Annotated in this window: 28 protein-coding genes; 11 read left to right on the top strand and 17 right to left on the bottom strand. The window is 34.7% G+C overall.

Features of this window, described 5'->3' with window-relative positions; all coding sequences use genetic code 11:
- The 5 genes from G508_RS0108815 (at position 1) to G508_RS0108790 (ending at position 2,997) form a co-directional block, all read left to right on the top strand.
- Entirely contained in the window at positions 1-885 is an 885-nt protein-coding gene (locus G508_RS0108815; RefSeq protein WP_026704975.1) for a hypothetical protein, read from the top strand.
- Positions 867-1,787 (top strand): hypothetical protein, encoded by a 921-nt coding sequence (locus tag G508_RS0108810; RefSeq protein ID WP_157485920.1) that lies wholly within the window; start codon positions 867-869, stop codon positions 1,785-1,787. Before G508_RS0108815 ends, G508_RS0108810 begins: the two co-directional genes overlap by 19 nt.
- A gap of 55 nt (positions 1,788-1,842) precedes the next feature.
- The gene (locus tag G508_RS0108805; protein WP_157485919.1) at positions 1,843-2,130 is read left to right on the top strand and encodes a hypothetical protein; all 288 of its coding nucleotides are present in this window, start codon (positions 1,843-1,845) and stop codon (positions 2,128-2,130) included.
- A 38-nt stretch (positions 2,131-2,168) separates the two neighbouring features.
- Positions 2,169-2,330, top strand: coding sequence for a hypothetical protein (locus G508_RS20065; RefSeq protein ID WP_157485918.1), 162 nt, complete (start codon positions 2,169-2,171; stop codon positions 2,328-2,330).
- Positions 2,331-2,568: 238 nt separating this feature from the next.
- Entirely contained in the window at positions 2,569-2,997 is a 429-nt protein-coding gene (locus G508_RS0108790; protein WP_157485917.1) for a hypothetical protein, read from the top strand.
- On the opposite strand, the gene G508_RS0108785 is transcribed toward G508_RS0108790, so the two are convergent.
- A complete protein-coding gene (locus G508_RS0108785; protein ID WP_026704970.1) occupies positions 2,994-3,632 on the bottom strand; it encodes a phospholipase D-like domain-containing protein in 639 nt (212 codons plus the stop codon). The two genes, G508_RS0108790 and G508_RS0108785, sit on opposite strands and share 4 nt — an antisense overlap.
- 32 nt (positions 3,633-3,664) lie before the next feature.
- Here G508_RS0108785 and G508_RS18760 point away from each other — a divergent pair, with 32 nt between their 5' ends.
- The 4 genes from G508_RS18760 (at position 3,665) to G508_RS0108760 (ending at position 5,668) form a co-directional block, all read left to right on the top strand.
- Positions 3,665-4,096: a M23 family metallopeptidase gene (locus G508_RS18760; protein ID WP_051197522.1), complete on the top strand. Its 432-nt coding sequence runs from the start codon at positions 3,665-3,667 to the stop codon at positions 4,094-4,096.
- A gap of 153 nt (positions 4,097-4,249) precedes the next feature.
- Positions 4,250-4,828, top strand: a complete 579-nt coding sequence (locus G508_RS18755) for a lysozyme (protein WP_211223380.1) — start codon at positions 4,250-4,252, stop codon at positions 4,826-4,828.
- A gap of 146 nt (positions 4,829-4,974) precedes the next feature.
- The gene (locus tag G508_RS0108765) at positions 4,975-5,406 is read left to right on the top strand and encodes a hypothetical protein (protein ID WP_026704969.1); all 432 of its coding nucleotides are present in this window, start codon (positions 4,975-4,977) and stop codon (positions 5,404-5,406) included.
- Positions 5,399-5,668, top strand: coding sequence for a hypothetical protein (locus G508_RS0108760; protein ID WP_026704968.1), 270 nt, complete (start codon positions 5,399-5,401; stop codon positions 5,666-5,668). Before G508_RS0108765 ends, G508_RS0108760 begins: the two co-directional genes overlap by 8 nt.
- A gap of 17 nt (positions 5,669-5,685) precedes the next feature.
- On the opposite strand, the gene G508_RS20060 is transcribed toward G508_RS0108760, so the two are convergent.
- The 6 genes from G508_RS20060 to G508_RS0108725 form a co-directional block, all read right to left on the bottom strand.
- Positions 5,686-5,853, bottom strand: a complete 168-nt coding sequence (locus G508_RS20060) for a hypothetical protein (protein WP_157485916.1) — start codon at positions 5,851-5,853, stop codon at positions 5,686-5,688.
- A 120-nt stretch (positions 5,854-5,973) separates the two neighbouring features.
- On the bottom strand, positions 5,974-6,240 hold the full coding sequence (locus tag G508_RS0108745; RefSeq protein WP_026704967.1) for a hypothetical protein: 267 nt from the start codon (positions 6,238-6,240) through the stop codon (positions 5,974-5,976).
- The gene (locus tag G508_RS0108740) at positions 6,237-6,422 is read right to left on the bottom strand and encodes a hypothetical protein (protein WP_026704966.1); all 186 of its coding nucleotides are present in this window, start codon (positions 6,420-6,422) and stop codon (positions 6,237-6,239) included. Before G508_RS0108740 ends, G508_RS0108745 begins: the two co-directional genes overlap by 4 nt.
- A gap of 10 nt (positions 6,423-6,432) precedes the next feature.
- Positions 6,433-6,681, bottom strand: a complete 249-nt coding sequence (locus G508_RS0108735) for a hypothetical protein (protein WP_026704965.1) — start codon at positions 6,679-6,681, stop codon at positions 6,433-6,435.
- 2 nt (positions 6,682-6,683) lie between these two features.
- Positions 6,684-7,154, bottom strand: a complete 471-nt coding sequence (locus tag G508_RS0108730; RefSeq protein WP_026704964.1) for a hypothetical protein — start codon at positions 7,152-7,154, stop codon at positions 6,684-6,686.
- A gap of 851 nt (positions 7,155-8,005) precedes the next feature.
- Positions 8,006-8,515: a DUF2911 domain-containing protein gene (locus tag G508_RS0108725; RefSeq protein WP_026704963.1), complete on the bottom strand. Its 510-nt coding sequence runs from the start codon at positions 8,513-8,515 to the stop codon at positions 8,006-8,008.
- Between the two features lie 195 nt (positions 8,516-8,710).
- Here G508_RS0108725 and G508_RS0108720 point away from each other — a divergent pair, with 195 nt between their 5' ends.
- Positions 8,711-10,624 (top strand): DUF294 nucleotidyltransferase-like domain-containing protein, encoded by a 1,914-nt coding sequence (locus tag G508_RS0108720; protein WP_026704962.1) that lies wholly within the window; start codon positions 8,711-8,713, stop codon positions 10,622-10,624.
- Positions 10,625-10,627: 3 nt separating this feature from the next.
- Positions 10,628-11,227 (top strand): 3'-5' exonuclease, encoded by a 600-nt coding sequence (locus tag G508_RS0108715; RefSeq protein ID WP_026704961.1) that lies wholly within the window; start codon positions 10,628-10,630, stop codon positions 11,225-11,227.
- On the opposite strand, the gene G508_RS0108710 is transcribed toward G508_RS0108715, so the two are convergent.
- The 10 genes from G508_RS0108710 to acs all read right to left on the bottom strand — a co-directional run bounded on the left by G508_RS0108710 (position 11,220) and on the right by acs (position 21,231).
- Positions 11,220-11,711, bottom strand: coding sequence for a 4'-phosphopantetheinyl transferase family protein (locus tag G508_RS0108710; RefSeq protein WP_026704960.1), 492 nt, complete (start codon positions 11,709-11,711; stop codon positions 11,220-11,222). The two genes, G508_RS0108715 and G508_RS0108710, sit on opposite strands and share 8 nt — an antisense overlap.
- Positions 11,708-11,962 carry an acyl carrier protein gene (locus G508_RS0108705; RefSeq protein WP_026704959.1) on the bottom strand — a complete coding sequence of 85 codons (255 nt, stop codon included), beginning with the start codon at positions 11,960-11,962 and terminating at the stop codon, positions 11,708-11,710. The genes G508_RS0108710 and G508_RS0108705 overlap by 4 nt, the downstream gene beginning before the upstream one ends.
- A gap of 5 nt (positions 11,963-11,967) precedes the next feature.
- Positions 11,968-13,236, bottom strand: coding sequence for a beta-ketoacyl-[acyl-carrier-protein] synthase family protein (locus G508_RS0108700; RefSeq protein WP_026704958.1), 1,269 nt, complete (start codon positions 13,234-13,236; stop codon positions 11,968-11,970).
- Positions 13,237-13,247: 11 nt separating this feature from the next.
- On the bottom strand, positions 13,248-13,682 hold the full coding sequence (locus G508_RS0108695; protein ID WP_026704957.1) for a 3-hydroxyacyl-ACP dehydratase FabZ family protein: 435 nt from the start codon (positions 13,680-13,682) through the stop codon (positions 13,248-13,250).
- A gap of 9 nt (positions 13,683-13,691) precedes the next feature.
- A complete protein-coding gene (locus tag G508_RS0108690) occupies positions 13,692-14,744 on the bottom strand; it encodes a type III polyketide synthase (protein WP_026704956.1) in 1,053 nt (350 codons plus the stop codon).
- Complete coding sequence (locus tag G508_RS0108685) at positions 14,741-15,454, bottom strand: methyltransferase domain-containing protein (RefSeq protein WP_026704955.1); 714 nt, start codon at positions 15,452-15,454, stop codon at positions 14,741-14,743. Before G508_RS0108685 ends, G508_RS0108690 begins: the two co-directional genes overlap by 4 nt.
- The gene (locus G508_RS0108680) at positions 15,451-16,572 is read right to left on the bottom strand and encodes an NAD(P)/FAD-dependent oxidoreductase (RefSeq protein WP_026704954.1); all 1,122 of its coding nucleotides are present in this window, start codon (positions 16,570-16,572) and stop codon (positions 15,451-15,453) included. Before G508_RS0108680 ends, G508_RS0108685 begins: the two co-directional genes overlap by 4 nt.
- A gap of 81 nt (positions 16,573-16,653) precedes the next feature.
- Positions 16,654-17,895 (bottom strand): tetratricopeptide repeat protein, encoded by a 1,242-nt coding sequence (locus G508_RS0108670; RefSeq protein ID WP_026704953.1) that lies wholly within the window; start codon positions 17,893-17,895, stop codon positions 16,654-16,656.
- Positions 17,896-17,898: 3 nt separating this feature from the next.
- Positions 17,899-19,227 carry an ATP-binding protein gene (locus tag G508_RS0108665; RefSeq protein ID WP_026704952.1) on the bottom strand — a complete coding sequence of 443 codons (1,329 nt, stop codon included), beginning with the start codon at positions 19,225-19,227 and terminating at the stop codon, positions 17,899-17,901.
- 96 nt (positions 19,228-19,323) lie between these two features.
- The gene (gene acs, locus G508_RS0108660) at positions 19,324-21,231 is read right to left on the bottom strand and encodes an acetate--CoA ligase (RefSeq protein WP_026704951.1); all 1,908 of its coding nucleotides are present in this window, start codon (positions 21,229-21,231) and stop codon (positions 19,324-19,326) included.
- Between the last annotated feature and the right edge of the window lie 23 nt (positions 21,232-21,254).

The following is a 21,254-nucleotide window of genomic DNA, read 5'->3' as shown; positions in this document are numbered from 1 at the left end:
ATGGCAGAATTAATTGTAAGAGATACCGATAAAAAGGTTTTTATCGATATCAAAGAGGAAACAATAGGCGGTTTTATTTTTAAATTGACAACCGACGGAGCTCTCGATGCTTCTTCTGTTCATCTTTTTGACAATCACATCGTCACTCTTTCCCGTTTCCTTGATGGCAAAAGCCAAGGTGACCTCTTTAGGCTTTCTCTCTATCAGATTTACGCTATCGTACATGCTGGCGATAACGATTTTACACAAAATTCGTTTTTTACTGGTCTTTTCGGCTCAAATACCTTTTTGTTGCAGTTTTTAATCGGAACTAATTTTGTCCTAAAAAATGGAGAGTATTTCCGTTTGGAATTCACAAACACTTCTTTTAATGCCGAGCCTGTTTCTGCTGTCATTGAAACTATTCCTTCAATTGGTTTGCAATCTTTTGTGCCTGTTTTTGATGTTTACAATGTTGATACCCAGTTGACCAAGTATGATTTTAATTTTGGTAATGACGTTTCTAAGATTATTTTTCTACAAAGGGAGCTTCCTAACGCTGTAACTGCTCTTTTGAGAACTCCTTTAAAGAAGCTTAGCATTAAATCAGATAAGCTTGATGCTCAATTATCAAAAGAATTGATCTACATTCAAAATCGCACTTATATGGGCGGTTTAGATTCTTCTGGAGCTCCTGTAATTCTTCTTTCTTCAAAAAATATTTTGAATAATTTGAAGGTTACTTTAGAGTGTGCTAATGCATCTCCAAACCGTCAGCTTATTGTTTGCCGAGCTGTTCAGAACCCTCAGATTTTCAATAACTTGCAACGCAAGACAGCCGAACACCAAGCTGAAAATATCGCACACCTCAAATCAAATGATGGTATGTGCGGTTGTACTCACTAACTTTAAAAAAAAACATTATGAGTTTAACAACTGCAATCGGTTCTGTAAGAGGTGCTATTGGTGTTATCGGTGATGTCAAGGGTGCAATTAAAGACCCTGTCGGAACTATCGGTTCTGTCACGGGTATTAATTCCGCAATCTCAACCTTGGATGGTGCGCTTGATGCAATCGGTGCTGGCGGTATTGTCAGCGGTACAATTGGCAATGTCCTTTCCAATGGTGGCGATTTGTCCTGTTGGGGTTCTTCGTATTCTCCGAACGAGGCAAAACAGGAAATTGCAAAGAAATACGCTCCCTATTGGCAAAGCTTAATTGACCGTGTAACATCAACCGTTGAAAACCGTGTCGAGCATGAAAAGGCTCTGAATTTCCTTATACAGCAACTTTCTTTGTACATGGTTATCAAGCAGGTGCATATTAATGACGGTTCTTTTGCTAAATGCACTAGGGACGGTTGGAAAGAGCTTCGTAATTTGGCCGTTGGCATCTATAACTCTGCTGTCACTCCTTTGATTAGTGAGTACGTTCGTTTGGGTGCAACATCCACACCTTACGAAGTCAAAGGACCACTTACTTTGACTTTCCTTGATGGAAAAACAGAAACCATCGACAAGAATGGAACTGAAAGAGCCACCGCCTACATGATGAACCTTTCAAAGATTTACATGACTTCTACCACAAAGCCAAAGGTTGAAGACGGAACAGGCGGTACAAAGAATGTTCTTGTTGGCAATACAAAGCTACCTATCAAGCCTGCACTTGCAATCAAGGCGGAAGTTGATTTGGAAACCTTTGATGGCGGAACGCTCCAAACCGTAACCGTAAAAGCTCCACCAAAACAGCCAACGCCTGACGGTGGCGGTTTTTTTCCTTGGTGGCTTATCGGTATCTTATTTATTTAATTATTAACCAAAATCCGCTTCTAACCTAGAAGCGGATTTTTTACAAAAAAACATTATGAATCTAATAATGATGTTCCAGAAGATTTACATGGATTTGTTTTCATGGGCCTTTGATACTGAGTTTGATATGGACAGGACTTTTAATGATTTGCATTCATTTCACCGTGAAGCTCTTCCTGAAAGTGAAAACCAAATGCAAGCCATGTATGCAAAGATTTTCAAGAACAAGTGGTTCTATCTTCTTTCTCCAATCTTATTCGTGTATCTTAAATTTTTGGCTATGAAATACACCAATCAGGAGTATTTGCAACGCATGATTGAAAAGGATATCGAAAACGATTAAAAAAACAATTACTAATTTAATACCTTAATATTATGTCTATGTTTGGCAATATTTTAAAAAATGACCCTTTGTTCAAAATGTTCAAAGGTTCTACACCTAGAAGAAGAAGAACTTCTAGAAAAAGAGGCCTAAATGCTTCTCAAAAACAGATTGTTAACGCTGTTGTTCGTAGAGTTAAACCACGAAGAAGACGTTATTAGTTATGAGTTTTGATGCTTTTTATGACGCAGGAAGAAGGCTAGGCGATAGACTACCTGCTAGGCGAGCCATGAGTTGGAATCAATATAGACAATGGGTAAAATTATATGATGCTGGAAGAACTTCTTTTTATCCCATGCCACCCTCTTCTGTTCGAAATAGTGATTATACCTTTAAGAAGAGTTTTGTAAAACGTAAACCAATAAAGAAGCGTCCTTGGTGGTTAAAATATTCTATTTTATGATTTTTCTTATTCCTCTTATCCTTATTTGGTTCTTTTTCTTTCGAAAAGATGATCCAAGAGATGACCCTGCTTATTATCAGCAGGGTTCAGGCTCTTATACGACCCCTCCTGCAGGTGCAGGTTCTACAACTACTAACCCCGATGGTTCAATAACTGTAAAATCAACTATTAGTCAGGCAAAGGCGGAAGCTATTGCAAGGCAATTGGATGAGGAACTTTTTGCAATAACTTCAGATTCAAAAATTCTTTCCTTATTCAAAGGTTTGAATGAGGCTGATTTTATAATGATTGACAAATCATTTGGTTATGTTAGAAGTGGTATTGGTGGATTTGGCGAGGCTTTGTCTTTGGTTGAATATCTTATAAAAGATTGTTCTGTCTCAACCATTCAAAAGCTTGCAAAACAATTTCCAAGTTTCTTTTAAAGATATTTTTTAAGTATTGGATTTGAAAATGAAGTTTTGCCGTTGCTTGGTTCTCCTGAGTAATGGCAAAACTTTTCTTTATAGTTTTCGTTTTCAAAAATCGCCCAGCTTTGATACGCTTCGTAACAAAATGGTCTTTTAGGATTGAAATCTATTTTTACCCCTGTACGTATGCAGTATCCTATATTTTTAGTAAACTTTTTTATTTCTTCTGAAAACTGTATTATTTCGCTTTTTTCTAATAGTTTGTCTATTTGTTTAGAAATATCCTTATATGCCTTTTCATTTTTATCTACTATTACTGAAGCCTCTATATTATTTATTTCAGAGTATTCGTAAAGATTCATTGAACTAATAATACAATTTTTTTCGTTCATGTAAATTTTAGCATGTAGGTCTTTGTGAAAAAGAATACTAACGTTTTTACAAACCTTTAAAAAATTTAGTTCTTCTTCTTTCATATTTTTTTTACCAAAAACTAGTGTTATGTTTATTCCTTTTTTGCAAAAAATATCTTCTTTCAGTTTTTGATTAATATGTATATAAGGACTTACAAAAACTACAAATTCCTTAGCTTCTGTAAGAATATTTTTGATTTCTTTAGATGTTTCCCTAGTATTTAAAAACTCCGCCATATTTCAATCATTTAAAATTTAATCTCAAAAATATGGAATTTCTTTTATTAATCCTCTTAATCCGTTATATCATGGCAAAAGATACTTTTCCCTATCCTGTCAAGGGTCGAATTTCATCACCTTTTGGCAACCGAATCCATCCTGTTACAAAATCTCCATCATTCCACAACGGAATTGATATTGCTGCACCAAGCGGAACTCCTATATTATCCCCCGAATCGGGCAGGGTCATAAATCGTTATGAAAATGCAACAGGCGGTAAACAGCTAATAATTGAGCATTCTAACGGCTATGTGACAGGCTATGCCCATTTGAGCGATTACGCTGTAAAATCGGGCGATAACGTTAAAAAGGGTCAATTAATTGGCTACGTTGGTACTACTGGTCGGGTCACAGGCGCTCATTTGCACCTTACACTAAAAAAACAGGGCGTTTACTTGAACCCTGAAAACTATTTCGAGTAATGAAATATTTATTAATCCTGTTGGCTTTTTTTTTTCTTCCCTTTTTGGTACTCATCATCCTTTTTGCAATACCTTTTGCTACTCTGTATTTTATACTGGCACTTTTTACCGAAAAGAAACCAAGAGAAAAAGAACCTACAAGCTTTTTTGATTATGCAATCAAGAATGCCAAACATTTTATACCTAGAAATCATGAAAATATCAGAAAACGGAATTCGTCATCTACAGAACCATGAGGGTCTGCGCTTAAGAGCGTATGATGACAAACAGCCTAACAAGACCATCACAAGCGAAACGCAAGTCTTGGGAACTTTGACCATAGGTTACGGTCACACAAAAACAGCCTTTCCGAATCAGACCATCACAAAGGAAAAGGCAACCGAACTTTTAAGGCAGGATTTGGACTATTTTGAAAAACAGGTCGTAAGGCTTGTAAAGGTCGATTATAACCAAAATCAATTTGATGCGCTTGTTTCTTTCTGCTTCAATGTAGGTCAGGGAAATTTCGGAAAATCAACACTTTTAAAGAAGCTTAACGCTAATGACTATATCGGTGCTTCCGAACAGTTTCTTGTTTGGAATAAGCCAAGTGGTATAATCGGTAGGAGAGAGTCGGAAAAGGCTCTTTTCATGCAGGATTACGGAATCTTACCTTTTATCAATCCAAGCGCAAAGAACGTGACTAACGAGATAGTTGCTTTGGGAATTGGTGCCTTGTTATTTTTTGGATAGTATGAAAGTCTATTATTTAGCCGTCATATCATTCATATTGACAAATCTCGACCTTGTCAACGATTGCGTTCAATTTTTAATTTTGATTGCAACGTTGATTTTTACAGTTTACAAGACCATTAACGAACGATTAAAACTCAAAGATTATGTTCGAAATTCCAAAAATAATATCGGGGATACTGACAAGTAACCCTATAACCTCCATTTTAGATAAGTTCTTTCCTGATAAGTCCGACAAATTGAAATTTGAATTTCAGCTTAGGGAATCCTTGACAAAGGAACTTGATTTTTATCTTAAGGATGTGCAGGATGCTAGGGACATGCAAAAGGTAGCGTTAAACCAAACCGATAATTTTTCTAAACGCTTTATCTATATCCTTTCTCTCGGTGTCCTGCTAAATTCCATTGTTGCGGGTCTCATGTCTTTCTTTGTCGCTTTCCCCGAAGCTAACAAGGAATTAGTCATGATGTACTATAGCTTCACTTTTATTATCGGCGGTTCTCAAGTTATGTCCTTTTTCTACGGAACAAGACAGCCGAACCAAAACAATAACTTTAATACCCAAAAGAATGGTTGATTTGTGTTTTTTTCAAGCTTGGCTAAAAAAGAATTTTGTACATCAAAAGTTTGATATCGAACCAGTAGTTTTAACGACCGATTTGATTGCTAGCCAAGACAGAATTTATTTCGGAACTTTGTCCGATGCAGGTTCTAACTGCAGTTACAACGGCAATATTATCCATACCGAATACGATAATAAGGTTCTATTTGATAGGGTGGTGGCAGGAAGCGACCAGACCCAATTTATCGGTTATGTTGCCAATCCTTTACCCTCATAATTCAAAACCCCGCCAGATTAATTTTGGTGGGGTTTTTTCGTTTCAATCTGTTCTTTCCTTATATCCTCATCATATTTTTGCAATAGCCACGCTATTAGCTTCGTGTTGCATTTTATGGCTTCTATTTCCTTTACTTCCTGCAATTTTTTTTCCAACTTCTTGCATTTTATTTTTATCTGTATCATGATCTTAGATTTTCACGTTATTTTTTGTTCCGGTTTTTGTCCTGGCTTTTGTCTGCAGAAAAATTATCACGTTATTTTTTTTTCCTTCAGCTCGACCAGGAAACGGATCTGATTTTTTTTTCACGTTAAATTTTTCAGAAACTCCAAAGCTTCAATTGTTCTTTCCTTTTCCTCTATAAGAGCTTTTTTTAAGCCTATTTGGTAAAGTTTTTCTTTTTTTGCATTGGCCAAATCTTTTTTTAGTTGTTCAATTTCTAAATCCTTTATCTTGCTGTTTGTAACCGCATATCGCACAGCCTTTGTAGCTGTATTGATACGTTTTTCACTCATAATCCTTTTAACATCTTCCTCGAACACAAAATCTATATTCCTTAAATCTATATTCATTTTCTCCTTTTTTTAGTTGTTTTAATAAATCCTTTTGTTTCAAACATAGAAATTTGTTTCCCATCGGGTTTTGATAAATCCAATGGTTCTTTAACTTCTAATTCGTTTACCATTTTTTGAAACGATTTTTCACTCCTCAATGTAAATATTCCATTCACATAACATGCTATTACTTTTGTCATAATCTTAAAGTTATTTATTTATAAAATCAATTTTAAGGCTTCCTCTTATCTTAAAGGTCACTTTGTCCTGCTTTGATTCCAAAACCTTTCTAAAGTGCTCTATTTGCTTTTCTCTCCCCACAATGGTGTTATATTTCCCTGCACCAATCAATGATGTTATTTTATCAAGCTTATGGAAGCTATAACGGATTATAAAATTTTTATTTATTTCCTTTACCATTTCATTTAACGGTATCTCTTTTTTTGCTATTTTTCCCATGATTAGAAATTGTTTTTTATATTTTCTTTGATTTGTAAATACGGTTCAAATTTTATTTTCTCGTCAAGCATATCAAACATATCCGCTTGTTTGGCTGTTCCGCTTTCAATGCTTTTCAGCCAAGTATGTGTGCGTAGCGCCACATCCAATCTTGAAGCCTCTGCAACCTTTTCAATCATATTTTTTACTTCAACTGATAGTTTAGGTAAGCGGTTATAGTTGCTGTCAAAATACCAGTATTTCAAATCTTCCCTTGCAACAATGAAGCTTCTTTTTTTTGCCTGTTCAAACGTATCTTTTGCAAGGCTCTTGTAAAATCGTAAACGCTCCATTTCCTCAATTGCCAAAAGGCTCAAATCAAACAGGTTAGATGCCTTGTTGTCAACAAACAATTCATCCAATTTTTTGCTTGATTCCTTGACCCAAACCTCTACTTTTTCCTTTACGGTTTCATCTAATTTTTTTTCTTCCATGATTCAAAAATTTAAGTTTTTAAAAATTTTCATTGCAGATTTAGATTTTAGATTTGAAGCCCCTTTTTAATCTTTATTTTTCGTTTTAAGGAAAACACCCGCCTGTCTAAATCATTGCATCCTTTGAGTTTTGAGTTCTTGCCCTTTTATAACCCTAACACCAAAAGCAATAATTCAATAAGCAAAAACAAACCGTTTAAATCTAGCTTTGCGTCGTTTGGCTTTTTCTGCCAAACGACTGCAAACCTTTTTAAGGCGGTTTCGTTATTTGTGTTTGAATTTTGATTTTGAACATTTGTTATAAAATGGCAGGGACTTGAAACTCATGCAATGGTTAGGCTGTTCGTGTGAGTTCAAACAATGGAAAAATAAACGGAATACTTCCTTTGGCTGTACGAAGTACTATTTTCCTACAAAAATAAATGTTAAAATTTTAATCGGGGAGTGGGTCAGAACTTTGAGGACATCGCCTATAACTATGTCCTCCCACAGTCCGTATTACGCACAGTTTTTTTAAGTTATTAAACTGTATTACAAACGATTAACACAAGAAATTGAAGTTTTCTTAAAAATGTGTTAAAATCAGCCTTAAAACTGCTCTAAAAATAAATTTGCTTTATTCAAAATCATTGTGTAGTATTGCTATATCAAATAATCGAAATATCACGTTCGTTGAAATAGTCCGTAAGTCCTTTAGATTCGCCATGTTGCGAATTTTAAGTTTTATTATTTTTGCACTATAATTTATATTATGTAAAATAGAATATTTCAGAATATATACTTCCATTGACAGCTTTTAACAAAAAAACACCACGATGTGTGGTGTTCTTCAAATAATAATCTTCTGGAAATTATTTAACTTTAATTGGAATATTCCAATTGTCCCAACTCAAAACTATGCTATTCTTTTCAAATTTATAAACTAGTTTTTCAGTCTTTTCTTTTGTTGCAACCGGTTTTACTTTTACTCTCAAAGCATCTTCTTTTTCTTCATATTTATAAGCTCCCCATTGTTTTGCTACTTTATTGAAAATAACAGTTGCCTCATCTTTTTCAGGAATAATAAAAATCGAATATTTTCCAGCTGGCAATGTTTTTCCTTCTATAACCAAATCCTTATCAGTTTCAATTGTTGTGGCATCATTAGCTCCAGCACGCCAAATTTTTCCGTAAGGAACCAATCCACCCCAAATTTCTCTTCCTTTCACAGAAGGACTTCCATAGTTAATTGTTATTGCAGCTCCGTTAACTTTTCCCTGAGCTGTTTCTGCCGGACTAGCAGCCGCTTTTTTTTCCTGAGCTCCAGCTAGTGCTGCTGTTAATGTAAAAAATACAGCACAAATCTTGTTTATTAAGTTCATAATTTTAAAAGTTTAGATTAATATGTACAGTAAATATAAACACAAGACCTAAATTATGAAGTGTTAATTATAATACATTTAAGATTTTAGCTTAATTTATTGTGACTTTCATAAAATTAAAATCATTTCTATTTTCGTGAGTTTATAGTTTCATAATCAGGTTTTAATTTATTAATTTTAGGCTTTATCTAAGTTATGAAAAATAGTATTGCCGAGAGAATTGCCGATTTCCTTATTGCCCATCCACCTTTTTCCGATTTGTCGCATGATGAGATAACCGATATTGCTTCGGATATTAGGGTTTTAAATTTAGAAAAAAACAAAACTCTCTTCCAAATCAACGACTTGCTTCACGAAAGCTTCTATGTTGTAGCTTCCGGAGTTATCAATCTGTCGGTAATTTCGGATGCTGAAGAAACGTTACTGAACAAATGTGTTCCAGGTGATATCTTAGGATTACGTCCGTTTTTTGCCAAAAACAATTATATGATGACAGCAAAAGCTCGTGAGGAAAGTATTGTCTATGCCATTCCTATTGCAACTTTTCGACCTTTTGTAGCCAAAAATGCTGAGGTTTTAGACTTTTTATTGCTGAGTTTTGCCAATACATCATCAAATCCAGCCGAACGTTCCCAAGGAAAATTGCTGAATGATTCTGTTAGACATATTGATAATCAATCGGAAATTCAATATTTTCAATCTTTAGATTATAATAAAAATCCGCTGACCTCCACTCCTAACGCAATTATTCAAAATGTTGCACAAATCATGACCGATAATCTTTCGGGTTGTGTGATTATTCAGGAAAATAATTTGCCAATCGGAATTGTAACGGATATGGATTTACGTTCAAAAATTGCAACGGGAAGATTTTACATCACGGCATTGGTTAGCAATATAATGTCCTCACCAGTGGTTACCGTTCCAGAAAATCTTTCGCTTGCCGAAGCACAACTTTTTATGTTACGTCATAATGTGACCCATTTGTGTGTTACTGTTGATGGTTCGGATAAAACACAAATTAAGGGTGTAATTTCACAACACGATATTATTGCAGCTCAAGCCAATAATCCGGGAATTTTAATAAAAGAAATCAAGCGAGCTCAAAATCCCGATGAACTGAAACGTTTGAGAGAAAAATTAGCCGAATTTATCCGAACTTCTATGGATAAAAAAATTCCGCTTTCGCATATTAACAACATTGCAGGTGAAGTAAACATGGCAATAATCAAACGAGCTATCGATTTGGCAATTTTGGAGTTTGGCTCTCCTCCTGCTCGATTTGCTTGGTTGAGCATTGGAAGCCAAGGAAGAAAAGAGCAGCTTTTGCAAACGGATCAGGATAGTATTTTAGTGTTTGAAGATGTTGCTCCAGATAAGTATAGAGAGGTAAAAGAATACTTTTTGAAATTGGCCAAGAAAGTTACTACAACTTTAGAAAATGCCGGTTACCCTTATTGTCCTTATGGTCACATGGCTAGCAATTCAGTTTGGTGTAAGTCATTGACTGATTGGAAGAACCAATACAGTAGTTGGATGAATACTCCAGGTGAGAGAACGGATGAAATTTGCAGTATTTTTTTCGATTATGAAATTGCTTTTGGTGAAATTCTATTGGAAGAAGCACTCACAGAAATGATTTTTAAGAATGCCGAAAAAAATAAAAAATTCTTTGCTTTTTTAGGAACTGATACGTTAAAAAAACCAGCTCCCTTGAGTTTTTTCAAACAATTCAATCTGGAGGAAGAAGGCGAACACAAAGATAAGTTTGATGTGAAGACGCGTGCCATAATGCCTTTTGTAGATGCAGCGAGAGTTTTGACAATAAGCCACAATATCAAAGGAATTAATAATACATTTCTAAGATTCAAGCAATTAGCGATTACAGAACCTAAATACGCTGAAGTATATTTGAATGCAGCCGATGCCTTCCTGACTTTATCAAAATTTAGAACTCAAGAAGGTATAAAAAATGGAACGACGGGGCAGTATTTAAACTTGGAAGAACTTTCAAAATCAGATAAGGAAAAACTCAAAAATGCTTTCCTTCCAATGAAAGATCTTGAAGAAATTATAAAAAATAAATTCCAACTAACTTATTTCACCTAAGATATGATCGATTGGTTAAAAAACATCAACAAGGATTATCCTGAATTTTGGAAACAATATCTTTCGAAATTTGAAAAAAAATCGAATAGGTTTGTTGTTCTAAGTACCGAAACTACTGGTTTGGATGCTAATAGTGATGTCATTCTTTCGATTGGGGCCATTGCGATCGAAAACAATACGATTCTAATTGGAGATGTTTTTGAGGTGGTCCTGTTGCAATATATCTACAATCATGATCATGGTATTTCGAATGAATTCATTATTGAAAGCAAACAACCAAAATCGCTAGAACCTCAAGCAATTCAGGGGTTTGTAGAGTATTTGGGCAACTCTGTGTTAATTGGTCATCGAATTGATTTTGATGTTGAAGTAATCAACAAAGCATTAGAAAAATTAAAATGTGGCCGACTCAAAAATGAAGCTCTTGATATAGAAGTCATGTATCGAAAATGGAAGGAACTCAGTGATGGCAAGGAATTTTCGTTGGATGAATTGAGCGAACTTTTCAAGATCGAAACAAGTGATAGAGTTTCTGCTTCCGAAGATGCGTATACGATCGCTTTATTGTTTTTGAAATTAAAATCCCGCTTGGGAATCAATTAATTTCAAGAAAAATTCTTCTGTCAAATTTTCCGTGGTGTGTGATTGATATTGGGTTTTTATTGCTTTCGAGGTATGGAATTCCGTTGTTCTTAATAATTTTTAAGTCTTTGTCAAATTCTTTAATTGATTGCAATTTATTTTTATTTGTGGCTGCAACCGTATAAATAAACTGTGAAGTTATATCTGTTTCTGTATAATATTCATTTCCAAAACACCTCACCTTTCCTGAAATCTTATTTTCAGCATATTCTAATTCACATTCAAGTTGCAAAGGAATAAAGCCTCTAAATTGTGCGGCTCGATTATAAATTTTATAAGCTGCTTCTTTACAGCTCCATAAAATCCAAACCATTAGTTCTTGATTTTTAGAGGATAGAATTATTTTTCGTTCATTTTCAGTAAAAATCTTTTCTAAAAAGCCTTTACGTTTCCAGTTGCTTTCTGTCTTGGCTAAAGCCAAATCTACAATGTCGTTGCCAATCATTTTTTTGCCAATTCGGTTTCGATAATTTGCAAAGCAGCTTCAACATTGAGCATTTTTTCCATCGATTCATTATCGATAACTATATCGAAAGTTTCTTCTATGTCTAGAACTATATCTACAAGATTTGCAGAATTAATCATTAAATCATTGATGAAATCTGTTTTCTCATTTAAGTTTTTTAAAGCTTCTTCGTCCTTAACGTAAGGCTTTATAATAATCTTTAATTTATTGATTAAGTTTTCTTCTCTCATAATATCTAAAATTTTTTAAAAATAATACATCCGTTTACATCGCCAAAACCAAAACTAGCTTTAGCAACAATATTTATTTCCTTATGGATAATTTCCTGCGGGATTCTAGAGTGGTTAATAATTGCTGTAATTTCGGGATTTAAATCTTCACAATTAATATTTGGAAAAACAAACCCGTGATGCAATTGCAAAATTGATGCAACACTTTCAATACTTCCAGAACCTGACAGGCAATGCCCGGTTGTTGATTTCAGTGAATTGATATAAGGAAATGATATTCCTCTTAGCCCCAAAGTTTCACTCCAGTTGAAAATTTCCAAACAATCTTTGGAAGTCGCGGTCAAATGTCCGTTGATAGTGTCGATTTCTTCGGCAAGAATTCCAGCGTCATTTAAAGCATCTACAATACATTTTTGAACTGCAACTGGATTTGGTGCTGTCATAGTTCCGCCACCTCTTTGACCTCCAGAATTAATATTGCCGCCTAAAATTTCTCCATAAATTCGAGCTCCACGATCCAAAGCCGATTCTAGATCTTCGAGCAATAAAGCTCCTGCTCCACTTCCTGGAACAAATCCGGAAGCACTCGAACTCATTGGCCTTGAGCCTGATTCGGGTGTTTGATTATGCTTAAAAGTACATACTTTCATTGCATCGAATCCGCCCCAAATGTAAGGCCCTGAATCACTTGTGCTTCCTGCTAAAATACGTTTTGCCTTGCCTGATTTTATTTTTTCGTAGGCCATCATGATAGCTTCAGTTCCGGTTGTACAAGCCGATGAATTGGTTGTAACTTGATTTCCCAAGCCCAATTTTCCTCCAAGATATGCACTGATGCCGCTATTCATGGTTTGAGCAACAGCAGTGCTTCCTAGTTTCCGCGTTTGTAAATCATCAATCTTGTAGATGCTTTCGCGAAATTTTTCGATACCAGAAGTTCCTGTTCCAAATATGGTTCCGCTGTCCCAATCGGGTTGTTCGTTCAATTCTATAGGCAAACCAGCATCTTTCCAAGCATCGATTCCCGCAATAACGCCATATAGAATTCCGGTTGAGTTAAAATTTCGGAGTTCCAGTTCGGTAAAATATTCTAGTTTTAAGTTTTCATCAATTTCTGGTGTTCCAGAAATCTGACATGAAAATTGCAATTCCGCTAATTGTTGATCGAATTTGATTCCTGATTTTCCAGACTTTATGGCATCCAAAAACGCAGCAATTCCTACTCCGTTTGGAGCAACAACGCCAAGTCCTGTTATGACAACTCTTCTTTGCATACGCTACAGCTTTATTTGCTAATGATCATTCCTGAAATTGTTCCCGAAGAAACTTCTTCATTTCGCTCATTTAGCATTTTGACATTGCATTTTAATTTATTAAATCTAAAATATATTTTTTCTGAAATTACTGTTACTTTTTCATTTGGAAAAACAGGTTTAAAAAAATCAATACTACTTGATGTTAAGGAGATTATCATTTTTTTATTCAATGCATTATTTAATAAAAATATCCCTAAGCAAACCACTCCAATTTGTGCCATTGTTTCGGTCAAAATCACTCCAGGAGTTATAGGATTGTCTTTGAAATGACCTTTGTAAAAATCCAAATTTTCATCAAAAGTATAACAACCTTCTACCCCATTTTTATCGATTTTGGAAATATCATCTACAAACAAAAAAGGCTTTGAATAGGGCAATTTTTCTAGTATTTCTTTTGTTGTCATATTTAAAAATTAAAATTGTAACAAGACCCTTTGTGCTGTAAATCCTGGACCAAAGCTCAGCATCAAGCCTTTTTCTCCTTCTTTTGGATGATTTGCCAAAATACTTTCCAATACATATAAAACCGTTGCACTCGACATATTTCCATATAAACGCAAAATGTCTTTTGTAACATCAATATTTTGATTGGAATCCTTGAACAAATCTTCAACTGTTTGTACAATCTTCTTTCCACCTGGATGAAAAATTAAATGCTCGATGTCCCCTATCTTAAGATCGTGTTTCGCTAGAAACGGATGTATTATCGCTGGAAAATGAGAAGCAATTGTATCAGGAACTTCAATATCTAATACCATCTGCAAGCCTGAATTTGTCAACTTGAACCCCATCATGTGTTCGTTATCATAAAAATGATACATTTCTTCGGCTATAATTTCCGGGCCTTTATCTTTTTCATCAGAAGAAAGCAAAACACAAGCAGCCCCATCACCAAAAATAGCAGCACTCACGATATTTGCCATCGAAAAATCATCGAGCTGAAAAGTTGCTGTTGGGCTTTCTACAGCAATTACGGCAGCTCGTTTTCCAGGATTTGAATCTAGGAAATTCTTGGCATAAATAATTCCTGAAATTCCAGCTACACAGCCCATTTCGGTTACAGGAAGCCTGACAATATCTTGACGCAATTTCAATTTATTGATCAGATAAGCATCAAGTGACGGAATCATAATTCCAGTGCAACTTACTGTGATGATATAGTCCAAATCTTCGGGATTCCAGTTTGCTTTTTTTAGTGCTTTTTGTAGCACCTGTTCTCCAAGAATGACCACTTCCCTACTGTAAATATCATTTTTATCAGCAAAAGACGTGGCTGTGAAAACCTCCGAAGGTTCCATTATCGAGTAGCGTTTATCAACGGCTGCACCTTCGAATATTTTCTTTACTTTTCTAATAAAACGTTCGTCTTTTCCAAAAAGCCAACTGTCTAGAAATGGAATTATTTCGGCTGTTGTCCTTGAATATTTGGGTAATTGCTTGGCAACTGTTACTATTTTTACACTCATATTTTTGAAATAATCCATTGGTATCGGAAAGCCCATTTCCATTGGATTGTATATTTTTTTAAATTTAATTTTTTAGAAAAAAGAACCAAATCTTCTTTTTTGAATCCTCTCAATATCGAAACTAATCCGTCTTGTTCAGACATTTTATTCAACTTGAAAGCGGAACATAAAATTTTGAATAATTTATAGGCTATACTACTTCTATGCAAATCATTAATTACGATTCCGATTTTTGCTTTTATATTGATAATATTAAGTAAATCAATAATTTCTGAATCATTAAAATGATGAAGTGTCAAGGTGCATACCACAATATCATACTCTAATTTTTCAAAAGCTGCATCAAAAATATTTTCACATCTAAAAGCAATATTACTGTAATCGATAGACAATTTTTCGGCATAATTTATGGTGAAAGAGTTGGCATCAATCCCGATAAGGTTAAAATTATAACCATTTTCATTGGCAAAATCAGCCAGATTCCGAAGCATATCTCCGTTTCCGCAACCAATATCTACAATCGTAATTTCTTCATTCGTGGGGATTTTTTTGAGCAACTGCTTTACACCATCTAAAGTTAGGCTATTGCCTCCAAGAAGCTGATTAATTTTTGCAATTTTATCCAGTGCATCACGAAGTTCTTCACCTTCCAGCGAAAAATCGTCCATAATTTCTGGAGCTTGGCTACGATATTTAGTATCTATTTTCATATCGTGAGAGTTTTTCCGTGTGTTTTCCGAATGATTTTAGGCAATAAAAAAGGAAAAACACTCAGACCTTGCATTATGACTTCGGACAATTTTTTATTTTGTAAAATCTTTGATAGCATTCTGCCTGTTTTTAATCGAGAACTGAAATTTTGATTCCAAGTATCTGTGTATTTTTGTTCCAAATTTTTACGATCCAATTGTCCTGAAAAATAGTGACTAACAAGTTCAGAAGCAATTTTAGCACTGTGAATTGCCATCGCCATTCCGTTTCCACATAAGGGATGTATGAGTCCGGCTGTATCCCCAATCATCAAAATATGGTTTTCTACACACTTCTTTTTGTCGAAGGCAATCTGACTGATGGTTAGCGGTTTTTCAAAAAGGGGTGTTGCATTTTCAAAAATAGTTTTTAGCAACGGATTCTGGTATAAAATTGATTTTTGATAATCGCTAGTGTTTTTGTATTTTTTAAAAGTTTTATAATCAGCTAAATAACAGATATTGACAGTGTTGCTTTCCACGTTTGAAACACCACAATAACCTCCTTTGAAATTATACAAGCCAACTAATTCTAAAGGAAATTCAACTTTAAAATGTCCTTTCACCGCCAGCCACGGAGATTTTTTCCGAATAAATTCCCTATTGAGTTTTTGGTCTACATTCGATCTTTTGCCAAAAGCGCCAATAACAATTTTAGATTTTAATTCTCCACCTTCTGAAAGGTTTACGGTAAATTCATCATTTGAAAAATCAATTGAAGTAACACTATCTTTTATTATTTGGCATTTATTCGTCAAAGCCTTTTTATGCAAAAAATGATCCAATGCATATCGGCTTACGCCAAAACCTCCCAACGGCAATTCTCCTGAAACTGCTTTTCCAGAAGCTGTAGCAAAAATAAATTTGGAGATTGCTTGAGGTTGCAAAAATTCAATATCAAGATCAAGCCAAGTTAGATATGGCAAGACTTCATTGGAAATATATTCGCCACAAACCTTATGTTTTGGAAAGTCATTTTTTTCGACAAGTGTTACATCGATTCCGATTTTTGACAGATGAATAGCAGCCGTCAAACCTGCCAAACCACCTCCAATTATAATTACTCCATTATTTTTCATAATGAGTAAATATAAAGATTTGAAAGCAGAAAGGCTTTGTGTTTTAATTTATAAAATTATAAAATTTGGATCAGCAAAAGACTAATTCTGTCTAATTGAAAAATAATTTGCAGCCCATTGAAATACAAAAAAGCCAATAAAATATAAGGTTGTAAAGAGATTGAAAATTTCACCTGTTTGAGAAATTTGTATAAAGGATAAAATAATCAACAGTACTAGTCCAAGTATATAGGTTTTGAAAAAGCCTGCTGGTTTCTCATAAAAACGTCCTAGCGGTAACATCATTGTAAAGCCGAAAATCGACATTGCAATTGCGATACTATTTTGTGTAATCAGGTACAAAATACCGCCTGAAATCAAAAAAAGTAAACTCAGACCCACAAACACTGAACTTTTCTTTTCTTCTGGAGTCAATAAATGCTTTCCAAATTTATTCAATCGGAACAAAAGATTACTCAATGGTGTCATTAACCAAGTCGAAAGTGCAAATGCAGCCAAAAGATAAATAATTGGGTCTAGAAAAGGCTGTAATGCTTCATTTTTTGCCGCAGTTGTTCTCAAAATTCTCGAAACAACAAAAAAACCAATGATAAAAGCCCACTGATTTTTTGAGGTCAAATTGTTCATCCAAAAGGAATATTTTAAGAACCATCTATAAATAAAGTATTTTGATTTTAAAGCTTCCGTCATTCCTGCTTGAGCATATTCAGAAGTGGGATCATTTTTTAAGGATTCTGAAAAATGTTTCAAGGCGTCATCCGTTTTTCCTTTTTCTAATAGTCCCCAGCCATAATTGGCGTGAGTGTAAGCATTATTTGGATCTTCGTTCAAAGCACCTTGTATAGTACTGAAAGAATCATCTTTTAGATTTAATTTTAAAAGAGCTGTACTTCTAACATTTAAAGCAAAAATATGTGATCCATCAATTTCCAAAGCTTGATTTGCAGCTTCAAGAGCTTCAGAAAAAAGTTTTTTTATTAATAAAACATGTCCTTTGAATGCAAAATTATTGGCTTCATAAGGATCCATTTCAATCGCAATATTGATATTAGACAACGCTTTATCAGTTTGATCTTGAAGTAGATGCATACGTGCTTTTAGATAAAATAAAACATCATAATAAGGCTCAATTGCAATTCCGTTTTCGATTAATTTCAGTGCTTCGTCCCAATTTTCCTGCTGGATTTTGATCTCAGCGATCATGATTAATGCCATCACATTATTGGGATCAGAAACTAGAATATCATTTAAAATCTTTTGTGATTCGGTAAACCTTTTTTGTTCAAACAACACCGATGCTCTTTCTAACAAATCGTTTTGCATAGCTTATTTTTTTATTTTTAAAAAACTCAAAATAGGGTCATAAAGTCCTGATTCATTTGAATATAGAGCATAATTTTTTGCGGTTTGAAACCATTCTTTAGTTGTTGGGCGATGCTTTTTTACGGCTTCGGCCAAATCTTTATTTTCAAGAGGTTGCGGAATTCCAGTTTTGAAGGCGTCTTGCAACTTACTTTCGATCGCGATATCAATTATGGCTTCAATATCGGCACCCGAAAAATCGGCCAAATTCTTAGTGATTTTCTTATAATCAATTGCATTTACGGGCTTGTTTTTCAGTTTTATTTTAAGAATTGATTCTTTTGCATCCTCATCTGGTGGCGGAACAAAAATGATTCGGTCAAAACGACCAGGCCTTCTAAAAGCATTGTCTAACTGCCAAGGTGCATTTGTAGCACCAAGAACCAGAATCCCTTCATTATCAGTATCAACACCGTCTAATTCTTGCAAAAACTGATTGATGAGTACTTTATTTCCTGAATGTTTCATGTCATTTCGGCTGGCTCCCAAAGCATCAATTTCGTCAAAAAACAATACGCAAGGTTTGTTTTTCCGGGCATATTCAAAGACTTCGTGAAGGTTTTTTTCGCTATTTCCAACCCACATATCTAAAATATCATTTAGCCCTACTGAAATAAAATTTGATTTGATTTCACCTGCTGTAGCCTTTGCCAGATATGTTTTTCCACAGCCAGGAGGTCCATACAGTAAAATTCCACCGCCTGCTTTTTTGCCATAAGCTTTGTATAAATCTGGGAAATTTAGAGGATGTATGATTTTCATCTCGATTTCTTTTTTAACCTCTTCCATTCCGCCAACATCTTGAAAATTCATGTCAGGTTTCGAAATCAAATAGGACATTTCGCTTCCAAAATCTTCAAAATCACTATCCTCATCTTCAAAAATATTTTTGCTTTGAGAAGAAACTCTTAAAATTTTATCCAGTTCCTCGTTTTCAAATCTAGGATTGATTTGTAAAATTTGTTGGTAACTTTTAATGGCGTCTTGAATAGCATTTTCCTTTACTAAAACTTTTGTATACAGTAATAATGCTTCCAAATGATTGCTGTTATTTCTTAGGATATCTTCTAAAATTACAACAGATTTTGAATAATTACTTTCTTGAAAATGCAGTTCTGAAAGTCCCATTTTGGCCTCAATATTAGTTGGATCTAAAGCAATTGTTTCTTGGAAATGCAAGGCAGCTTCTTCATATCTATTGACTTTTAATAGCGAATTAGCGAGTAATAATTTTAGTGGAATATTGTTAGGCGAAAACTGGAGTGCTTCTATTAAATTATCGATGTTCATCATTGATAGTATTTTTTGCTAATATATGTATTTTATCAAATAAAAAACTGCCGCAGAATAAATTCATGCGACAGTTTAAATAAAAATTTTACTGATCAATTACAATCTTCCTTCTTTAATTTCATCTACAATTTCTGGATTCAATAAAGTAGTGGTATCTCCAAAGTTTGAGAAATCTCCTTCAGCAATCTTACGCAAAATTCTTCTCATGATTTTCCCTGAACGTGTTTTTGGCAAACCTGATACAAACTGAATCTTATCCAGTTTTGCAATTGGCCCAATTTGATTGGATATTAATTGATTGATTTCGTTCGAAAGATTTTTCCTGTCACGGCTTTCACCTGTATCTTTCAAAATCACATAACCATATAAAGCATTTCCTTTGATGTCGTGTGGAAAACCAACAATTGCAGATTCCGCAACAGCTGGATGTTCGTTGATGGCATCTTCTATTGGAGCAGTTCCCAAATTATGACCCGAAACAATCACTACATCATCAACTCGACCAGTGATTCTATAATAACCCACTTCGTCTCTCAAAGCCCCATCACCTGTGAAATATTTACCTGGAAAAGTTGAAAAATATGTGTCCTTATACCTTTGATGGTCGCCCCAAATGGTTCTTGCGATTCCTGGCCAAGGAAATTTGATACACAAACTTCCAACCACTTGATTGCCTTCAATTTCATTACGTTTTTCATCCATCAAAACAGGTTGAATTCCAGGTAATGGTAAAGTTGCATAGGTTGGTTTTGTTGGGGTTACAAACGGAATTGGTGATATCATGATTCCGCCCGTTTCGGTTTGCCACCAAGTATCTACTAATGGACAGCGTTTTCCACCTACATGGTCGTTGTACCAATGCCAAGCTTCTTCGTTGATAGGCTCTCCAACAGATCCAATCACTTTTAGAGAACTTAAAGGAAATCTTTGCACAAAATCAAGGCTTTCTTTTGCCAATGAACGAATTGCGGTTGGAGCCGTATAAAATTGTGTAACTTTATGTTTTTCAATAACTTCCCAAAATCTGCTGAAATCAGGATATGATGGAACTCCTTCAAAAATGACGGTTGTCGCTCCATTTAAAAGTGGTCCGTAAAGAATATAGGAATGTCCTGTAATCCAGCCAATATCAGCTGTACACCAATAAATATCATTTTCTTCGTAATTGAAAACGTTTTTAAAAGTATAAGCTGTGTACACCATATATCCAGCCGTTGTGTGTACCATTCCTTTAGGTTTTCCGGTAGAACCAGAAGTATAAAGTATAAATAAAGGATCTTCAGCATCCATGATTTCGGCCACATTATTATCCGAAACTTCATCCAGAAGAGGCTGTAACCATTGATCTCTTCCTGCAGTCATATTCACATCGGAATTGATTCTTTTTGCTACCAAAACTGTCTTAACGGATGGGCAAGTTGTTAAAGCTTCGTCGATAATTCCTTTCAGATCAATAGTCTTGTTTCCACGATATCCTCCATCAGAAGTAATTACCATTTTACAATCGGAATCATTGATTCTTGTTGCAACTGCCGAAGCTGAAAAACCAGCGAAAACAACTGAATGTATGGCTCCAATTCGGGCACAGGCTAACACCGATACAGCCAATTCAGGAATCATCGGAAGGTAGATGCAAACCCTATCCCCTTTTTCGATGCCTTGTTCTCTCAATACGTTTGCCATTTTACAAACACGTTGGTGTAAGTCATTATATGTTATATGTTGTGCTTCTTCTTTGGGATCATTTGGTTCAAAAATGATGGCAGTTTTATTGCCTCGTCTATTCAAATGTCTATCAATGCAGTTTTTAACGATGTTTACTTTTGCTCCACTAAACCAACTAATTTCGGCTTCAGCCATATTAAATTCTACCACTTTGTCCCATTGTTGGTACCATGTGAAATTTTCTTCGGCAATTTTACCCCAAAATTTTCTAGGCTCGCGAATTGATTTATTATAGTGCTTGAAATATTGTTCTAGATTTTTGACTTGATAGTAACTCATAATCGTCTAATTTTTTAATTGTA

Source organism: Flavobacterium soli DSM 19725 (genome assembly GCF_000422705.1).
GTDB lineage: Bacteria > Bacteroidota > Bacteroidia > Flavobacteriales > Flavobacteriaceae > Flavobacterium > Flavobacterium soli.
This window is presented reverse-complemented; position numbering and strand designations above follow the sequence as displayed.

What these genes read in the sequence shown, in the direction of transcription:
- G508_RS0108745 (WP_026704967.1), bottom strand. Translation starts at nt 6,240, where the DNA reads ATGAATATAGATTTAAGGAATATAGATTTTGTGTTCGAGGAAGATGTT.
- G508_RS18755 (WP_211223380.1), top strand. Translation starts at nt 4,250, where the DNA reads ATGCAATCAAGAATGCCAAACATTTTATACCTAGAAATCATGAAAATA.
- G508_RS20060 (WP_157485916.1), bottom strand. Translation starts at nt 5,853, where the DNA reads ATGATACAGATAAAAATAAAATGCAAGAAGTTGGAAAAAAAATTGCAG.
- acs (WP_026704951.1), bottom strand. Translation starts at nt 21,231, where the DNA reads ATGAGTTACTATCAAGTCAAAAATCTAGAACAATATTTCAAGCACTAT.
- G508_RS0108690 (WP_026704956.1), bottom strand. Translation starts at nt 14,744, where the DNA reads ATGAGTGTAAAAATAGTAACAGTTGCCAAGCAATTACCCAAATATTCA.
- G508_RS0108705 (WP_026704959.1), bottom strand. Translation starts at nt 11,962, where the DNA reads ATGAGAGAAGAAAACTTAATCAATAAATTAAAGATTATTATAAAGCCT.
- G508_RS0108765 (WP_026704969.1), top strand. Translation starts at nt 4,975, where the DNA reads ATGTTCGAAATTCCAAAAATAATATCGGGGATACTGACAAGTAACCCT.
- G508_RS20065 (WP_157485918.1), top strand. Translation starts at nt 2,169, where the DNA reads ATGTTTGGCAATATTTTAAAAAATGACCCTTTGTTCAAAATGTTCAAA.
- G508_RS0108665 (WP_026704952.1), bottom strand. Translation starts at nt 19,227, where the DNA reads ATGATGAACATCGATAATTTAATAGAAGCACTCCAGTTTTCGCCTAAC.
- G508_RS0108695 (WP_026704957.1), bottom strand. Translation starts at nt 13,682, where the DNA reads ATGACAACAAAAGAAATACTAGAAAAATTGCCCTATTCAAAGCCTTTT.
- G508_RS0108805 (WP_157485919.1), top strand. Translation starts at nt 1,843, where the DNA reads ATGAATCTAATAATGATGTTCCAGAAGATTTACATGGATTTGTTTTCA.
- G508_RS0108815 (WP_026704975.1), top strand. Translation starts at nt 1, where the DNA reads ATGGCAGAATTAATTGTAAGAGATACCGATAAAAAGGTTTTTATCGAT.
- G508_RS0108785 (WP_026704970.1), bottom strand. Translation starts at nt 3,632, where the DNA reads ATGGCGGAGTTTTTAAATACTAGGGAAACATCTAAAGAAATCAAAAAT.
- G508_RS0108725 (WP_026704963.1), bottom strand. Translation starts at nt 8,515, where the DNA reads ATGAACTTAATAAACAAGATTTGTGCTGTATTTTTTACATTAACAGCA.
- G508_RS0108715 (WP_026704961.1), top strand. Translation starts at nt 10,628, where the DNA reads ATGATCGATTGGTTAAAAAACATCAACAAGGATTATCCTGAATTTTGG.
- G508_RS0108790 (WP_157485917.1), top strand. Translation starts at nt 2,569, where the DNA reads ATGATTTTTCTTATTCCTCTTATCCTTATTTGGTTCTTTTTCTTTCGA.
- G508_RS0108720 (WP_026704962.1), top strand. Translation starts at nt 8,711, where the DNA reads ATGAAAAATAGTATTGCCGAGAGAATTGCCGATTTCCTTATTGCCCAT.
- G508_RS0108710 (WP_026704960.1), bottom strand. Translation starts at nt 11,711, where the DNA reads ATGATTGGCAACGACATTGTAGATTTGGCTTTAGCCAAGACAGAAAGC.
- G508_RS0108700 (WP_026704958.1), bottom strand. Translation starts at nt 13,236, where the DNA reads ATGCAAAGAAGAGTTGTCATAACAGGACTTGGCGTTGTTGCTCCAAAC.
- G508_RS0108735 (WP_026704965.1), bottom strand. Translation starts at nt 6,681, where the DNA reads ATGGGAAAAATAGCAAAAAAAGAGATACCGTTAAATGAAATGGTAAAG.
- G508_RS0108685 (WP_026704955.1), bottom strand. Translation starts at nt 15,454, where the DNA reads ATGAAAATAGATACTAAATATCGTAGCCAAGCTCCAGAAATTATGGAC.
- G508_RS0108680 (WP_026704954.1), bottom strand. Translation starts at nt 16,572, where the DNA reads ATGAAAAATAATGGAGTAATTATAATTGGAGGTGGTTTGGCAGGTTTG.
- G508_RS0108740 (WP_026704966.1), bottom strand. Translation starts at nt 6,422, where the DNA reads ATGACAAAAGTAATAGCATGTTATGTGAATGGAATATTTACATTGAGG.
- G508_RS0108760 (WP_026704968.1), top strand. Translation starts at nt 5,399, where the DNA reads ATGGTTGATTTGTGTTTTTTTCAAGCTTGGCTAAAAAAGAATTTTGTA.
- G508_RS0108670 (WP_026704953.1), bottom strand. Translation starts at nt 17,895, where the DNA reads ATGCAAAACGATTTGTTAGAAAGAGCATCGGTGTTGTTTGAACAAAAA.
- G508_RS18760 (WP_051197522.1), top strand. Translation starts at nt 3,665, where the DNA reads ATGGAATTTCTTTTATTAATCCTCTTAATCCGTTATATCATGGCAAAA.
- G508_RS0108730 (WP_026704964.1), bottom strand. Translation starts at nt 7,154, where the DNA reads ATGGAAGAAAAAAAATTAGATGAAACCGTAAAGGAAAAAGTAGAGGTT.